Origin of the sequence: Campylobacter concisus (assembly GCF_002913225.1) — a bacterium.
Classification (GTDB): domain Bacteria; phylum Campylobacterota; class Campylobacteria; order Campylobacterales; family Campylobacteraceae; genus Campylobacter_A; species Campylobacter_A concisus_J.
On the sequence record NZ_PPAW01000040.1, the window covers coordinates 66140 to 80956 of the forward strand.

15 protein-coding genes are annotated in these 14817 nt (G+C 39.8%); 13 read left to right on the forward strand and 2 right to left on the reverse strand.

What is annotated here, in order from left to right; all coding sequences use genetic code 11:
• Positions 1 to 44 precede the first annotated feature (44 nt).
• Positions 45 to 1712 (reverse strand): anaerobic C4-dicarboxylate transporter, encoded by a 1668-nt coding sequence (locus CYP26_RS06830; protein WP_103630864.1) that lies wholly within the window; start codon positions 1710 to 1712, stop codon positions 45 to 47.
• A 333-nt stretch (positions 1713 to 2045) separates the two neighbouring features.
• Here CYP26_RS06830 and CYP26_RS06835 point away from each other — a divergent pair, with 333 nt between their 5' ends.
• Complete coding sequence (locus CYP26_RS06835) at positions 2046 to 2480, forward strand: DUF2809 domain-containing protein (protein ID WP_258031444.1); 435 nt, start codon at positions 2046 to 2048, stop codon at positions 2478 to 2480.
• 88 nt (positions 2481 to 2568) lie between these two features.
• On the opposite strand, the gene polA is transcribed toward CYP26_RS06835, so the two are convergent.
• On the reverse strand, positions 2569 to 5205 hold the full coding sequence (gene polA / locus CYP26_RS06840) for a DNA polymerase I (RefSeq protein WP_103630865.1): 2637 nt from the start codon (positions 5203 to 5205) through the stop codon (positions 2569 to 2571).
• Positions 5206 to 5380: 175 nt separating this feature from the next.
• On the opposite strand from polA, the gene obgE reads away from it, so the two are divergent.
• From obgE to atpG, 12 genes are all read left to right on the forward strand, one after another.
• Positions 5381 to 6439 (forward strand): GTPase ObgE, encoded by a 1059-nt coding sequence (gene obgE / locus CYP26_RS06845; protein ID WP_103630866.1) that lies wholly within the window; start codon positions 5381 to 5383, stop codon positions 6437 to 6439.
• Positions 6440 to 6462: 23 nt separating this feature from the next.
• Positions 6463 to 6771, forward strand: a complete 309-nt coding sequence (locus CYP26_RS06850; protein WP_103630867.1) for a GDP-mannose dehydrogenase — start codon at positions 6463 to 6465, stop codon at positions 6769 to 6771.
• A 43-nt stretch (positions 6772 to 6814) separates the two neighbouring features.
• Positions 6815 to 7720 (forward strand): methionyl-tRNA formyltransferase, encoded by a 906-nt coding sequence (gene fmt, locus CYP26_RS06855; RefSeq protein ID WP_103630868.1) that lies wholly within the window; start codon positions 6815 to 6817, stop codon positions 7718 to 7720.
• Between the two features lie 16 nt (positions 7721 to 7736).
• On the forward strand, positions 7737 to 8525 hold the full coding sequence (gene thiD, locus CYP26_RS06860; protein WP_103630869.1) for a bifunctional hydroxymethylpyrimidine kinase/phosphomethylpyrimidine kinase: 789 nt from the start codon (positions 7737 to 7739) through the stop codon (positions 8523 to 8525).
• Between the two features lies 1 nt (position 8526).
• Entirely contained in the window at positions 8527 to 9162 is a 636-nt protein-coding gene (locus CYP26_RS06865; RefSeq protein ID WP_103630870.1) for a biotin--[acetyl-CoA-carboxylase] ligase, read from the forward strand.
• A complete protein-coding gene (locus CYP26_RS06870) occupies positions 9159 to 9941 on the forward strand; it encodes a ParA family protein (protein WP_002939402.1) in 783 nt (260 codons plus the stop codon). The genes CYP26_RS06865 and CYP26_RS06870 overlap by 4 nt, the downstream gene beginning before the upstream one ends.
• Positions 9942 to 9956: 15 nt before the next feature.
• Positions 9957 to 10817, forward strand: a complete 861-nt coding sequence (locus CYP26_RS06875) for a ParB/RepB/Spo0J family partition protein (RefSeq protein ID WP_009294347.1) — start codon at positions 9957 to 9959, stop codon at positions 10815 to 10817.
• Positions 10818 to 10912: 95 nt separating this feature from the next.
• Positions 10913 to 11335 carry a FoF1 ATP synthase subunit B' gene (locus CYP26_RS06880; RefSeq protein WP_002939425.1) on the forward strand — a complete coding sequence of 141 codons (423 nt, stop codon included), beginning with the start codon at positions 10913 to 10915 and terminating at the stop codon, positions 11333 to 11335.
• A gap of 9 nt (positions 11336 to 11344) precedes the next feature.
• Positions 11345 to 11857 (forward strand): F0F1 ATP synthase subunit B, encoded by a 513-nt coding sequence (locus tag CYP26_RS06885; RefSeq protein ID WP_103558859.1) that lies wholly within the window; start codon positions 11345 to 11347, stop codon positions 11855 to 11857.
• On the forward strand, positions 11857 to 12387 hold the full coding sequence (locus tag CYP26_RS06890; protein WP_103630871.1) for a F0F1 ATP synthase subunit delta: 531 nt from the start codon (positions 11857 to 11859) through the stop codon (positions 12385 to 12387). Before CYP26_RS06885 ends, CYP26_RS06890 begins: the two co-directional genes overlap by 1 nt.
• Positions 12388 to 12401: 14 nt before the next feature.
• The gene (gene atpA, locus CYP26_RS06895) at positions 12402 to 13919 is read left to right on the forward strand and encodes a F0F1 ATP synthase subunit alpha (protein ID WP_009294343.1); all 1518 of its coding nucleotides are present in this window, start codon (positions 12402 to 12404) and stop codon (positions 13917 to 13919) included.
• Between the two features lie 9 nt (positions 13920 to 13928).
• On the forward strand, positions 13929 to 14816 hold the full coding sequence (atpG, locus tag CYP26_RS06900; protein WP_103567600.1) for an ATP synthase F1 subunit gamma: 888 nt from the start codon (positions 13929 to 13931) through the stop codon (positions 14814 to 14816).
• Position 14817: the final 1 nt, after the last annotated feature.

Below are 14817 nucleotides of genomic sequence, written 5' to 3' on the forward strand. Positions count from 1 at the left end.
TGAAGAAATTTCTTGCCACCAAAGGGCGGCAAGAAATTTATCTATTATAGATAGCCAAACGCAGTAGCGAAGATATAGCCAAATATACAAGAAACTATAACTCCGATAAGGCCTGGGAAGATGAAGCTGTGGTTGATAACAAATTTACCAATGTGTGTCGTGCCACTTCTGTCAAACTGAATAGCCGCAAGGTCGCTTGGGTATGTTGGTAGGATGTAGTATCCATAGCAAGCCGGCGCAAAGGCTAGGACTACAGCTGGATTAACGTCGATGTTTAGTGCTAATGGCACGAATGCAACCAAGGCTGCAGCTTGAGAGTTAACAAATTTAGAGATGATAAGTAACATAACCGCATAGGTCCAAGGGTGCTCTTTTACGATGCCACCAAGGGCTTCTTTCATCATCGGAGTGTGTACTGCGAACATAGTCTCAGCCATCCAAGAGATACCAAATACCGCAACAAGAGCGATCATACCTGATCTAAATATCTCGTTTTTACCGATCTTGCTAGCATCTGTTGGAGTAAATATCAAGATAATTGCACCTGTTAAAAGCATGAAAATTTGGATAACATGAACCATGCTTAGGCTCTTTGAAGAGGCTAGTTTGTTGCTTATGTTGATATAAGCGCCTTGGAATTCCTCTTTTGCACCTTTTTCATTTATATATGTTACTGCACCATCAGCTGTGCGAGTAAGAGTTTGATTTGCATCTTTGCCGATGATTTTGACTGATTGAGCTTTTTGATTTGAGTTTAGCTTGTCGTTTGAAACTTTTAGCTCAGCAGCTTCAGTTTGGATGCTGGCGTCTTTTATCTTTAAGGTTTTTAAGACTTTTTGCTCAGTTGGAAGGTTTGCTACTATTTGAACGACTGTTGCGTCTTTATAAGTAGTCCAGCTTGGGCGAAGATCTTTAAAGTATCCAAGAAGTGCGACTACAAGGATAGAGCCTAAAAATATCCACATTGCAGCCCATTGGTGCATAGGAAGTTTTTTGCCTAGAAGTGTTGCGCTATCGCCATAAACGTATTTTTTAAACTCAGGGTCTTGAAGTTTTGCTTGAAAGACTTCGTCTTTATCAAGGTCTTTACCTCTAAACCAGCTAAAAATTCCTATCGCCAAAACGCCACAAAATGTTGAAGGGATAGTGATCTTTAAAAGGTCCAAGTATCCATCAAAGCCAGCTAAGTGAGTTTTAGCGTTGATAAGAAAGCTAGTTAGGGTTACAACAGCAACAGAAACTGGGCTAGCGATGATACCCATTTGTGAAGCTATCGAGCTTGCAGCCATAGGACGCTCTGGACGGATGCCGTTTTTGATAGCGATATCATAAACGATAGGAAGCACGGTATAAACAACGTGTCCAGTTCCGCATAAAATAGTAAGCGTACATGTTACAAATGGAGCTAAGATACTTACATATTTTGGATTTTTTCTAAGTATGGTTTCTGCTATTTGAAGCATAACGTCAAGACCGCCACTAGCTTGAAGTGTAGCACTAGCCACAACAACGGCTAAAATGGTTAGCATAACATCGATAGCAGGCTTGCCAGGCTCGATGTTAAATCCAAAAACTAAAACTATAAGACCGATACCGCCTAGCATACCAAGCGCTATACCGCCTTTTTTAGCTCCGTAGAACAAACAGATAAGGACGATGAGAAGCTGGATGGCAAACTGCACGCCTTCACTTAAATTCATGAGAAAATCCATGAAACCTCCTAAGTTAAATGTAAATTTAATGTTGATTATATCTCTTATGAATTGAGATTAAACTTATATTTTAAGATTAATTTGACAAAAGCGAGAGTTTTGCATTAGATGAAAGCTTGCTGATGGGTTATCTTGGTCTAAATTTTGTATCATCGCCACTCTTTCTAAATTTATAAATTTTACTTTGTATAAACTATAAAATCTAAATTTTTCATGCTTTGTTTTTAAAAATTATTAATATAAAAATTTAAGTTTTCTTTTATATAGTTGTAAAAAGTTGCGAGGCGCTATCATCTGTGTTAAAATCTACGAGATAAATTTAAAGGGATAAATTTGAGAGAAAATACTAAAGAAGCGATACCTTTATCTATAAACAAAAGCAGATTTAGCCAAAAGAGAAGAGTAGTCTGGTCGTTGATCGGCATTATTATTTTGGCGATGGAAATTTATATTGCGATTTTTATTAAAGGTGGTTTTGTAAGACATTATATTGGCGATGTGCTAGCTACTGCGATGCTTTATGCGTTTGGGCGAGCTATATTTAGGGTGGCTCCTATAAATTTAGCCATTTGCGTCTTTGTCATTTCGCTTTTTATAGAAGCCGCGCAATATCTCAAAATTCTTGAAATTTTAGATGTGAAAAGCTCAATATTGCGGATAATTTTTGGTGGGACATTTGACTTGACAGATATTATTTGCTACTTAGCTGGCTGCATTTTAGCTTATCTGTTTGAAAATTTATCTATGCAAAAAAGCAAAGCTTGGTAAATTTAGATACCTATTCATATATGTTTTTTATTTTAAAATCAAAATTGACTAGCTCGGTCAAATTTAAATGAGCTAGCCAAAATTTGCTCTACTTTAACTCGCCCCAGTTTTTCGCGATATTTAGCGATGTTTTAAGTGGCACATTTAACGTGTAAATTTCTTCCATCGTCTTTTGTGTCGCCTTGCCAAATTCCTGCGCAAACTCGTCTTTTACTTCAAAGATCAGCTCGTCATGGATCTGAAGCAGCATTTTTGCGTTTTCATCTAAATTTGCTCTAACTTTTACCATCGCCATCTTAACTAGATCTGCCGCGGAGCCTTGAAAGACCGTATTTACCGCCTCGCGCTCAAACATAGCTATTTGCATAGGTGTGGCACTTTTAAAGTCAAAGTAGCGCTTTCTGCCAAGTAATGTCTGCACAAAGCCGTCGTTTTTGGCTGAAATTTTTATGCTCTCCAAAAAGTCTTTAATCGTCGCAAATGCCTTAAAATAGCGCTCTATGTATTCTTTTGCCTCGGCTCTTGTGATATTTACTTGATTTGCCAGTTTGCTTGAGCCCATGCCGTAAATGAGGCCAAAATTTATACTCTTTGCCACGGCTCTATTTTGCCCGTCGCTGCTGCCAAATATGCTAATAGCCGTCCTTGCGTGGATATCCTCGTCATTTTTAAACGCCTCAAGAAGCGCTGGATCACGGCTAAAGTGAGCTAGCAGCCTAAGCTCGATCTGGCTGTAGTCAAGCCCCACAAAGCTATAGCCCTCACGCGCCTCAAAACACTCTCTGACATCCTTTGCTAGGCTGCCACGAGCTGGGATATTTTGCAAATTTGGATTTTTGCTTGAAAGCCTGCCGGTACTCGTGCCAGTTTGCAAAAAGCTCGTGTAAATTCTAGAGCCCTCGTCTTTTTTCGCAAGCGCTAAAAGTGGCTCGCAGTAGGTGCTTTGCAGTTTATATAGCTCTCTGTAAGCTAAAATTTTCCCCACCACTGGATGAGCGTCTATGAGCTCAGCTAGCACGCTCTCATCGGTGCTATATCCTGTTTTTGTCTTCTTTTTGGTTGGAAGCTTTAGATGCTCAAAAAGTATGACGCCAAGCTGTTTTACTGAGTTTATGTTGAAATTTTCGCCGCTTAGCTCGTAAATTTCACTTGTTAGCGCCTTTAGTTTGGTGTCGTTTTCAAGGATGAGCTTTTGCATTTTGGCTTCATTTATCTTGATGCCGTTTTGCTCCATATCAAAGAGCGTGAGGATAAAAGGAAACTCGTGCATATCGGCAAGGGCGAGTAAATTTGGATCAAGCGTATTTTGAAAGGTTTTATAAAATTTAAGCGTTATCCAAGCATCCTCAGCGGCGTATTTTGCGGCATTTTCTAGCGGCACATCGCCAAAAGTCTGCCCCTTTTTAACCACATCTTCAAATTTGATCGTGTCGTAGTCATAAAGTCTCTTTGCCAGCGCGTCCATGCCAACGCTCGAGTTTGGATCGCTAAGCCACGCAAGGATCATCGTGTCTTTGAAATTTGCGGGCGGGTTTAGCCCAAGATTGTTTTTTACTATCTCAAAGTCGTATTTTAAATTTTGTCCGATCACGCAGCCTTTATAAATTTGCCCTACCGCCCAAGTGGCAAAATTTAGGCTGATTTGCTTTGGCGCGCCAAGATAGTTGTGAGCTACTGGCACGTAGTAGGCATCCTCGTCGTTAAAGCAAAAGCTAAAACCAACGATCTTTGCGCTCTTGCTATCAACGCCCGTGGTCTCGGTGTCAAAGGCGACGATGGTCTCTGGCGTGATGTCGGCAAGCAGTTTTTCAACACTCGCTTCATCAAGTAGTAAATTTGCTCTAAAGCCGAGCTTAAATTCAGCATTTTCCTCTTTTTGCAAGCTTTTAAGAAGCCTGTTTAGATCGTACTCTTTTAAAATTTCTGAGATGTTTATCAAAGGATTTTGCTCTGGAAATTTAGAGTGCTCAAGATCAAGCGAAGTGATGGCGTCATCAAAGAGCGTGGCTAGTTTTTTGCTCAAAAACGCCTCGTCTCTTGCGGCTGCTAGCATATTTTTGGTGCGCTCGTTTCTAACAAGGGCTAAATTTTCATAAATTCCCTCCAAGCTGCCATACTCGGCCAAAAGCTTCTTAGCTCCCACTGCGCCGATACCTTTGACGCCTGGGATATTATCCGAGCTATCTCCAGCAATCGCTAAAAAGTCCCTAACCTGCGCTGGATAGACGCCATACTTTTCAAAGCAGCTAGCACTATCGTGGTCGATCTTGCTTTGTGGACTGTAGATGCTCACTTTGCCGTCCTCTATGAGCTGGTAAAGGTCTTTATCGTGCGTGACTATTCGCACAAATATATCTTTATCTTTACAAATTTTAACCGCACTTGCGATGATGTCATCAGCCTCGTAGCCCTCGCGGCTAAGGCTGTAAAGTCCCATTTTTTCTATCATATCTATACAAACTGGCAGCTGCTCTTTTAGCTGAGCTGGCGGCTCGCTCCTGTTGGCCTTGTATTCGCCCAAAATTTCATGGCGCAGGGTCTTGCCCTTGCTATCAAGCGCGAAGATGAGGTAGTCGCTTTGATACTCATCTTTTAGGCTCGCTATGAAATTTGCAAAGCCACTTATCATGCCACTTGGCTTGCCCTCGCGGTTTTTAAGCCCGCTCATAGCGTAGTAAAGCCTAAAAAAGAAGCCAAAAGTATCAATAATCGTAAGTGTTTTCATTCTCTATCCTTTTGCGCCATTTTATGAAATTTAGGCAAAAATTTGGCTGATTTTCTAAATTTATGATGTGGCAAGAAAAAAATAACATTTTGAATACAAAACAAATTTTAATCATTTAAAAGATATAATCCAGCCTAAAATTCAAACAAAATAATAGATAAATTTAAGGTAAAAAATGTTTATAGATAGCGTGAAATTAACCCTAAGCTCAGGCCATGGTGGTGCTGGTGCAGTAAGCTTTCGCCGCGAAAAGCACGTCATTTTAGGCGGCCCAGACGGCGGTGACGGCGGTGACGGCGGTGATGTCTATTTTGTCTGCGATAACAACACCCACACACTGGCAAACTACAAGGGCAAAAAGGCGATGAGAGCGAGCGACGGCGAGGCTGGCATGGGCAGACGCATGACTGGCAAAAAGGGCGAGAGCTTAGAGCTCATCGTGCCACCAGGAACGGCGGTCTATGACGCGCAGACAAACGAGCTGCTTTGCGACATGGTAAATGAGGGACAAAGGACTCTATTTTTAAAAGGTGGCAAGGGCGGACTTGGAAATTTTCACTTTAAAAACTCTATCAATCAAGCCCCAGAGTACGCTCAAAAGGGCATGCCAGAAGAGAGCATAGAGGTTAGGCTCGAGCTAAAGCTGATAGCTGACGTGGGCCTTGTTGGCTTTCCAAATGTCGGTAAATCAACGCTTATATCAGCCGTCTCAAACGCCAAGCCACAGATAGCAAACTATGAATTTACCACGCTTACGCCAAAGCTCGGACTTGTCGAGGTTGATCAGTTTAGTGGCTTTGTCATGGCTGACATCCCTGGTATCATCGAGGGAGCGAGCGACGGACGCGGCCTTGGCGTGCAGTTTTTAAAGCACATCGAGAGAAATAAAATTTTACTTTTCATGATAGATAGTGCAAATTACAGAAGCATGAGCGAGCAGTTTAGCGTGCTAAAAGAGGAGGTCGCTAAATTTTCAAGTGTGCTTGCTAGCAGGGACTACGCTATCGCGATCACCAGAGTCGATGCGGCTGAAAATTTAGATGAAAATATAAAAGAATTTATGAAAAACATAAATTTAGAGCTAAAACAAGTTGGTAAATTTGTCTATAAGCAAGACCTATACAGCTTTGACGCGAAAAAGCCATACTTTATTTTGCCGATCTCATCAGCGACAAACGAGAACATCGACGAGCTTAAATTTGCACTGCTTGAGCTACTAAAAAAAGAGCTTTAAACTTAAAAAATTAAGAAGATAAAATGAAGAAAGTTTTTTGCATTTTGCTATTTTGCCTTGGTGCATATAGCTGTGATCCAGCGGATCCAGTATATATGTTTTTAGATTTTAATGACATAGATCGTGACGGCACGCTAAATTTAGATGAGTGGAGAGCATGTAAGGCGCCATCTGAACTAAAAATAGCACCAGATCTATGCACTAGTGATGAATTTAAAAGGCTGGATCTTGATCGTAGTGGCAAAGTTAGCGTTAATGAGCTAAGAAATTTAGTATTGCAAAAGATTAGCTGGCAGAAAGATCCATGCGCCTCTTGGCCGCCAAGCAGGTAAAACGCAGATCAAAATAAAAGTCGTTGAAATTTAAAGGAAAGTGATGAATGTAGTTTTTATGGGGACGCCTGATTATGCCGTTAGGATGCTTAGGCATTTAAAAGAAGCTGGCTTTAATATAAAAGCGGTCTTTACCCAGCCTGATAAGCCAGTTGGCAGAAAGCAAATTTTAACCCCAAGCGAGGTCAAAATTTACGCACAAAACGAACTAGTAGGCGTGCCAGTCTTTACACCAAATACACTAAAAGATGAGGCGGTGGTTGCCGAGCTAAAGGCATTTGAGCCTAAATTTATCGTAGTGGCAGCTTATGGCAAAATTTTGCCAAAGAGCGTGCTTGACGTGGCGACTTGCATAAATTTACACGCCTCGATCTTGCCAAAATATAGAGGAGCTAGTCCTATACAAAGCGCCATACTAGCAGGCGAGAAGCAAACAGGCGTGACTGCAATGCTAATGGACGCTGGCCTTGATACTGGCGATATGCTGGACTTCATCTACACGCCTTGCGAGAGCAAGATGTCAAGTGAGCTTTTTAGTGAGCTAGGCGAGCTAGGCGGCGAGCTAATCGTAAAAGTGCTAAGAAATTTTGAAAATTTAAAGCCACAAAAGCAAGATGACGCAGAGTCCTCATACTGCAAAAAGATAAGCAAGAGCGACGGACTTTTTAGCTTTGATGAAGAGGTAGGGCAAATTTATAATAAATTTCGTGCGCTCACACCTTGGCCGGGACTTTATTTAGAGAGTGGGCTAAAAATTTTATCGCTTGAGCTAAGCGAAAAAAGTGGCAAAAGCGGAGAAATTTTAAGCATAGAAAAAGATCATGTCGTGGTTGCTTGCAAGGGCGGGGCGGTCAAAATTTACGAGCTTCAAGAGCCAAGCAAAAAGCCAACAAACGCAAAAGCATATATAAATGGTAAGCGTCTTAGCATTGGTGATGAATTAAAATAAATTTAAAGGAGCGGTTATGAAAAATGCGCTAAGTATAGCAGGTGTTGATCCAAGTGGCGGAGCTGGAGTTCTAGCTGATATAAAGGTATTTATAGCACACGGCGTATATGCGATGGGAGCGATCACAGCGGTCACTGCCCAAAATACAAAGGGTATATTTGGCATGCAACTAGTTGAGACCAAGCTCATCGAGGATCAGATAAGAGCGATTTTTGATGATATAAGAGTTGATGTGATAAAAATAGGCGTTGTCCCAAGCGTTGAGATCATCAAAAGTGTTGCAAAAACGCTAAGAGAGATCAAAAATTTACCACCAGTCGTGCTTGATCCTGTAATGAGCTGTAAAAATGGCGATATCTGGCTAGAAGGCGCTGCAAAAGACGCGATCGTGGAGGAGCTTTTCCCGCTTGCTAGCGTGATCACGCCAAATATCTTTGAAGCGCGTGAAATTTTAAAGCGTGAGCTAAAGGGCGAGGGCGAGCTAAAAGAGGCTTGCAGGGATCTTTTGAAATTTGGCACAAAGAGCGTCTATCTAAAGTGTGGCGAGCTTGACGGCAAGTCGCTTGATATATTTTATGATGGCAAGGAATATGAAATTTTTAGCGATGAGCGCATAAAAACGACTGCTACTCATGGCTCAGGCTGCTCGCTATCAAGCGCAATAGCTTCAAATTTAGCAAATGGTCATAGCCTAAAAGAAAGCGTGAAAAACGCGCATGATTATATCTTTAACGCTATTAAAAACGCGGTCATCATCGGTGGCGGACAAAATCCGGTAAATCACTTCTATAAATTTAAGGTGTGATTTGAAGGTTGAGTTTTTTCAAAGCCTGCCTTCGACGCAGGAATTTTTGATAGAAGCCCTAAAAAACGGCGAGATAAAGCCCCCACACATGGTCGTGGCTTACAACCAAACAAAAGGGGTCGGCAGCCGCGGCAACAGCTGGGAGGGGCTTGGCGGAAATTTATTTATGTCATTTTGTGTAAGCGAAGATGAGCTGCCAAGCGACATACCTCCGCCATCGATCTCGATATATTTTTCTATGTTGATGCGTGAAGTCTTGAGCGAGCTTGGCTCAAAGTGCTGGCTAAAATGGCCAAATGATTTTTACGTAGATGGCCTTAAAATAGGCGGCACTTTGACAAATAAAGTGGATGAAATTTACATTTGTGGCATGGGGATAAATTTAGCTAGCGCACCCGAAAATGCGGGTATTTTAGACATAAAAGCTAGCGTAGATGAGCTAGTTTGGGGCTTTGTTAGCATGCTTGATAAAAAGATTTTATGGAAGCCAATTTTTAGCAAATTTAGGATAGACTTTTGCAAGTCAAAAAGTTTTATTACGCATATTGCAAATAGAGCTGTTTCGCTTCAAGATGCTGAAATTTGCGAGGATGGAGCGATATTATTAAATGGGGAAAAGGTATATTCGTTAAGATGAGCGAGATAATAACAATAGCTAACCAAAAAGGCGGCGTTGGCAAGACCACAACGGCCGTAAATTTAGCCGCATCACTGGCGGTTGCTGAGAAAAAAGTATTATTAATAGACATCGATCCACAGGCAAATGCGACGACCGGACTTGGTTTTAGTAGAAGCGATTATGAGTTTAACATCTATCACGTCTTAACAGATAGAAAAAAGCTCTCACAAATAGTGCTAAAAACTGAGATCCCAACGCTTTTTCTAGCTCCGTCAAACATAGGACTTGTCGGCATCGAGCAAGAATTTAACGACCAAAGCAAGGACTATAAACTAATCCTTAAAAACAAAATTTCAGAAGTTGTAGATGACTATGATTTTATCATCATCGATAGTCCTCCGGCACTTGGTAGCATCACGATAAATGCTCTTAGTGCAAGCGATAGTGTGATCATCCCGATCCAGTGCGAATTTTACGCACTTGAGGGCTTGGCGCAGATCCTAAACACAGTTAAGATCATCAAAAAAACGATAAATCCAAAGCTAAATATAAAGGGCTTTTTACCGACTATGTTTAGCTCGCAAAATAATCTCTCAAAAGAGACTATTGCAAATTTAAAGCAGCATTTTGAAAATAAGCTCTTTAAAAGCAAGGACGGCAAAGAGGAATTTGTAGTCGTCCCAAGAAATGTAAAACTTGCTGAAAGCCCAAGTTTTGGCAAGCCAGTGATACTTTATGATATAAAATCACCAGGCTCGATCGCATATCAAAATTTGGCATATTGTATTTTAAACTAAAAAATAAGGAAAAAAATGGCGAAAAAAGGTGGATTAGGGCGCGGACTTAGTGCGATACTTGAAGATGTAGAGCAGGCCTACAGTAAAGAGATCGCAAATTTAAACGACTCTGAGATAGTCGAAGAGATAAATATAGATGAAATTTTACCAAACCCTTACCAGCCAAGGACGCATTTTGACGAAGAGGCCTTAAAAGAGCTAAGTGCCAGCATCAAAAGGCACGGACTAATACAACCAATAATCGTCATCAAAAAAGATGACGGCTATATGTTAATAGCTGGTGAGCGAAGATACCGTGCTACAAAGATGCTCGGAGCAAGCAAGATAAAGGCGATCATCGCTGATATCAAGTCTCAAAATTTAAGAGAGCTTGCGCTTATCGAAAACATACAACGTGAAAATTTAAATCCAATAGAACTTGCAAAGTCATATAAAGAGCTTATAAACGAGTATAAGATCACACAAGATGGTCTAGCAAATATCATCCACAAGAGCAGAACTCAGATAACAAATACGATGAGACTATTACTGCTTAGCGACTACACGCAAAGACTTTTGCAAGAAGATAAGCTCACGCAAGGCCACGCTAAAGTCATCGTAGGACTTAGCAGTGAAGAAGAAAGAATGGTTGTTGATACGATCATCGGACAAAAACTAAGTGTTAGAGATACAGAAATTTTAGTAAAAAAGATAAAAAATAAAGAAGAAGTAAAAGAGCCAAAACCTCAAATTTCAGAAGAAATGAGCAAAAAATTATCAAATTTACAAGAAATTTTTAAAAATTTAAAGATAAAGACGAAAGTAAAATCTAAAAATTTAATATTAGAATTTAGCGATATTTCGCAGGTAGAAGAATTTATCGCTAAGCTAAAATAGAATTACAAATTTATTTTTATTTTTAGTATTTTATTGTAAAATCAGACTTTGATTTGAATATTAAACAAAACTTAATAACAAAATAAGGAGAGCGGATGTTAGAAATAGATGTGCCATTGATGCTTTTAACGGCTATCGTTTTCTTTGTCTTGATCGCCATTTTAAATCCTTTGCTATATAAGCCAATGCTTAAATTTATAGATGACAGAAATGCTTCTATAAAAAATGACGAAGAGAGCACTAGCAAAAATGCAAGCGACTTAAGCGTTCATGAAAAAGAGATCGAAGAGATCATACAAAATGCAAGATCTGAGGCTAACAAAATAAGACAAGAAGCCTTAAATTTGGCAAAAGAAGAGTCTTTAAAAGAGATAAATGCGGTAAAAAGTAGTTTAGAGGCTGATTATAATGAGTTTTTAAACGCTTTAAGCTCTCAAAAAGATAGCCTAAAGGCAGATCTATCAGCTAAACTACCTGAGCTTAGAGCAGCTTTAAATGCTAAGCTCTCTAAAATTTAAAGGAAATTTATGAAGATAAAAATTTTATTTTTTCTAGCACTTCCATTTCTAGCATACGCTAGCGAGCATGGTGGAACAAACTACGACATAGTCGAGAGAACGCTAAATTTCTTACTTTTCTTTGCTATTTTGGTCTATTTTGCTGCTAAGCCACTAAAAGCTCTTTATCAAAGCAGGATAGATAGGATCGCAAATAAGCTTGAGAGCATCCAAGAGAAGCTTCGCGACTCTAAAGCTAAAAAAGATGACGTTCTAAAGCGTGTAGAAGAGGCTAAGCAAAATGCAAATGCCCTAATAGAAACTGCAAAAAAAGAGGCTGTAAATTTAGCTGCTAAAGTTAAAAAAGAGGCTCAAAACGATATCGCAAATATCGAAAAAGGTTATAAAGAGCAAAAAGAATTTGAAGAGCGCAAGATGACAAAAGGCGTTGTAAATGAAATTTTAAGCGACATTTTCTCAAGTGATAGCCTAAAAGTCGATCAAAAAGAGCTTGTAAATATCATACTTAAAAAGGTTAGCTAATGAATGAAGTAGTAGCTAAAAAATACGTAAAGGCGATCTTAAGCGACGTAAAGTCCAATGAACTTAATGCATTTGTTGAAAATTTATCAGAGCTAGCTGCTGCTTTTGCTAGCGATAAATTTAAAAGCATTATAAGTTTGCCGACATTAAAGGCTTCACAAAAGGTTGAATTTGTACTATCTTTGGTTAAAAATCAAGATGTTAAATTTGCAAATTTTATAAAGCTTCTTGGTGCAAACAAAAGGCTAGAGCTTATGCCTGCGATACTAGATGAGATGAAGATAGAGCAATCTTTACTTGAAAATACATATCGCGGCGAGGTTGTTGGAAATTTTGATCTAAGCGCTGAGCAGCTAAAAGCTTTGGAAGAGAATTTCTCTAAGAAATTTGACTCTAAGATCAAGCTTGATGGTTCAAAGAGCGATTACAACGGCGTAAAAGTTGAGTTAGATGATTTAGGTGTCGAGGTAAATTTCTCTATCGACAGACTAAAAAGTCAAATGAGTGAATATATATTAAAAGCAATTTAAAAAGGAGTGAAAGCGTGAGTGCAAAAATTAAAGCTGACGAAATTAGCACGATAATCAAAGAGCGTATTGAAAATTTTGATTTAAGTGTTGATGTAGAAGAGACCGGTAAAGTCATCTCAGTCGCTGATGGCGTTGCTAACGTTTATGGTTTGAAAAACGTTATGGCTGGTGAGATGGTTGAGTTTGAAAGCGGCGAAAAGGGCATGGCTCTTAACCTTGAAGAGAGCAGTGTTGGTATAGTTATCCTTGGAAAAACTAGCGGTATCACAGAAGGAAGCTCTGTAAAAAGACTAAAAAAACTTCTACGTGTGCCAGTTGGCGACGCATTGATCGGCCGTGTTGTAAATTCACTTGGTGAGCCAATCGACGCAAAAGGACCAATCGAAGCTACTGAATCTCGCTTCGTCGAAGAAAAAGCAAAAGGTATCATGGCTAGAAAAAGCGTTCATGAGCCACTTCAAACAGGTATCAAAGCTATCGACGCACTTGTGCCAATCGGTAGAGGCCAAAGAGAGCTGATCATCGGCGACCGCCAAACTGGTAAAACAACAGTTGCTATCGATACTATCATCAACCAAAAAGGTCAAGATGTCATTTGTATCTACGTAGCTATCGGTCAAAAACAATCAACCGTTGCTCAAGTCGTTAAAAAACTTGAAGAATATGGCGCTATGGATTATACGATAGTTGTAAATGCTGGTGCTAGTGACGCAGCTGCGCTTCAATACCTTGCACCATACGCTGGCGTAACAATGGGTGAATACTTTAGAGATAACTCTCGCCACGCGCTAATCATCTATGATGACTTGTCAAAACACGCGGTTGCTTACCGTGAGATGTCTTTGATCTTAAGAAGACCACCAGGTCGTGAAGCTTACCCAGGTGACGTTTTCTACCTTCACTCAAGACTTCTAGAAAGAGCAAGTAAGCTAAATGACGCACTAGGTGCTGGATCTTTGACAGCTCTGCCTATTATTGAGACACAAGCGGGCGACGTTTCAGCTTATATTCCAACAAACGTTATTTCTATTACAGATGGTCAAATTTTCCTTGAGAGTGACCTATTTAACTCAGGTATCCGCCCAGCGATCAACGTTGGTCTTTCTGTATCTCGTGTCGGTGGTGCAGCTCAGATCAAAGCTATCAAACAAGTTTCTGGTACGTTAAGACTAGACCTTGCTCAGTACCGCGAACTACAAGCATTTGCTCAGTTTGCAAGTGACCTTGATGAGAGCTCAAGAAAACAACTAGAGCGTGGCCAAAAGATGGTTGAAGTACTAAAACAACCTCCATATTCTCCGCTTCCAGTTGAGAATCAAGTAGTTATCATATTTGCTGGTGCTAAGGGATATTTAGATGATGTTGCAACTGCAAATGTAACAAAATTTGAAGCAGAGCTATATCCATATATCGAGGCAAAATACCCTGAAATTTTTGAGCAGATCAGAACTAAAAAAGTTCTTGATAAAGAAGTAGAAGAAATTTTACATAAAGCGTTGAAAGATTTTAAAGCGACTTTTGCCGCTAACTAGGGCTAAGATATGTCAAATTTAAAAGATATAAAACGAAAGATCAAGAGCGTCCAGAACACTCAAAAGACGACGCGTGCGATGAAGCTTGTCTCAACAGCAAAGCTTCGCAAAGCTGAAGAGGCTGCACGCTACTCTAGAGTTTACGCACTTAAGATCAATGAGGTTTTATCGGAGATAGCTTATAAGATCAATCAATACGCTTCAGTTATGACTGAGAGTAAATTTTTTAACACAACAAAGAGTGTAGAAAAGGTTGATATTATATTTGTTACCGCTGATAAAGGGCTTTGCGGTGGCTTTAATGTCCAGACTATAAAGACAGTTAGGCGCATGATCGATGAGCTAAAAGCCAAAAAGATCAAAGTTAGACTAAGAGCTGTTGGTAAAAAAGGCATTGAATTTTTCAATTTCCAAGGCGTTGAATTACTTGAGACTTATGTCGGAGCTAGCTCATCACCTACATATGAAAAAGCTCAAAAGATCATAAAAGATGCCATTGATGATTTTACAAACGGCATAACAGATAAGGTTGTGCTAATACACAATGGCTATAAAAATATGATTTCTCAAGAGATTAGAGTAAACGATATTGTGCCTATTGAGCCGTCTAAGATAGTTGCGGTTGAGACAAATTCTTTGATGGAATTTGAACCAGAAGACAACTATACTAAGATTATGGATGAATTGCTCAATAAATATTTTGAGTATAGTATGTATTATGCTTTGGTTGATTCTTTGGCGGCTGAGCACAGCGCTAGAATGCAAGCTATGGATAATGCAACAAACAATGCTAAAGAGCGCGTAAAACAGTTAAATCTTGCTTACAACAAAGCAAGACAAGAGTCTATTACCACTGAGCTTATCGAGATCATCAGTGGTGTTGAATCAATGAAATAAA

Excerpts from the sequence above, each read along its gene's own strand:
- CYP26_RS06850 (WP_103630867.1), top strand. The coding sequence starts at position 6,463 with ATGAAGAAAGTTTTTTGCATTTTGCTATTTTGCCTTGGTGCATATAGC.
- fmt (WP_103630868.1), top strand. The coding sequence starts at position 6,815 with ATGAATGTAGTTTTTATGGGGACGCCTGATTATGCCGTTAGGATGCTT.
- CYP26_RS06875 (WP_009294347.1), top strand. The coding sequence starts at position 9,957 with ATGGCGAAAAAAGGTGGATTAGGGCGCGGACTTAGTGCGATACTTGAA.
- obgE (WP_103630866.1), top strand. The coding sequence starts at position 5,381 with ATGTTTATAGATAGCGTGAAATTAACCCTAAGCTCAGGCCATGGTGGT.
- CYP26_RS06830 (WP_103630864.1), bottom strand. The coding sequence starts at position 1,712 with ATGGATTTTCTCATGAATTTAAGTGAAGGCGTGCAGTTTGCCATCCAG.
- atpG (WP_103567600.1), top strand. The coding sequence starts at position 13,929 with ATGTCAAATTTAAAAGATATAAAACGAAAGATCAAGAGCGTCCAGAAC.
- polA (WP_103630865.1), bottom strand. The coding sequence starts at position 5,205 with ATGAAAACACTTACGATTATTGATACTTTTGGCTTCTTTTTTAGGCTT.
- CYP26_RS06885 (WP_103558859.1), top strand. The coding sequence starts at position 11,345 with ATGAAGATAAAAATTTTATTTTTTCTAGCACTTCCATTTCTAGCATAC.
- CYP26_RS06890 (WP_103630871.1), top strand. The coding sequence starts at position 11,857 with ATGAATGAAGTAGTAGCTAAAAAATACGTAAAGGCGATCTTAAGCGAC.
- CYP26_RS06870 (WP_002939402.1), top strand. The coding sequence starts at position 9,159 with ATGAGCGAGATAATAACAATAGCTAACCAAAAAGGCGGCGTTGGCAAG.
- thiD (WP_103630869.1), top strand. The coding sequence starts at position 7,737 with ATGAAAAATGCGCTAAGTATAGCAGGTGTTGATCCAAGTGGCGGAGCT.
- CYP26_RS06880 (WP_002939425.1), top strand. The coding sequence starts at position 10,913 with ATGTTAGAAATAGATGTGCCATTGATGCTTTTAACGGCTATCGTTTTC.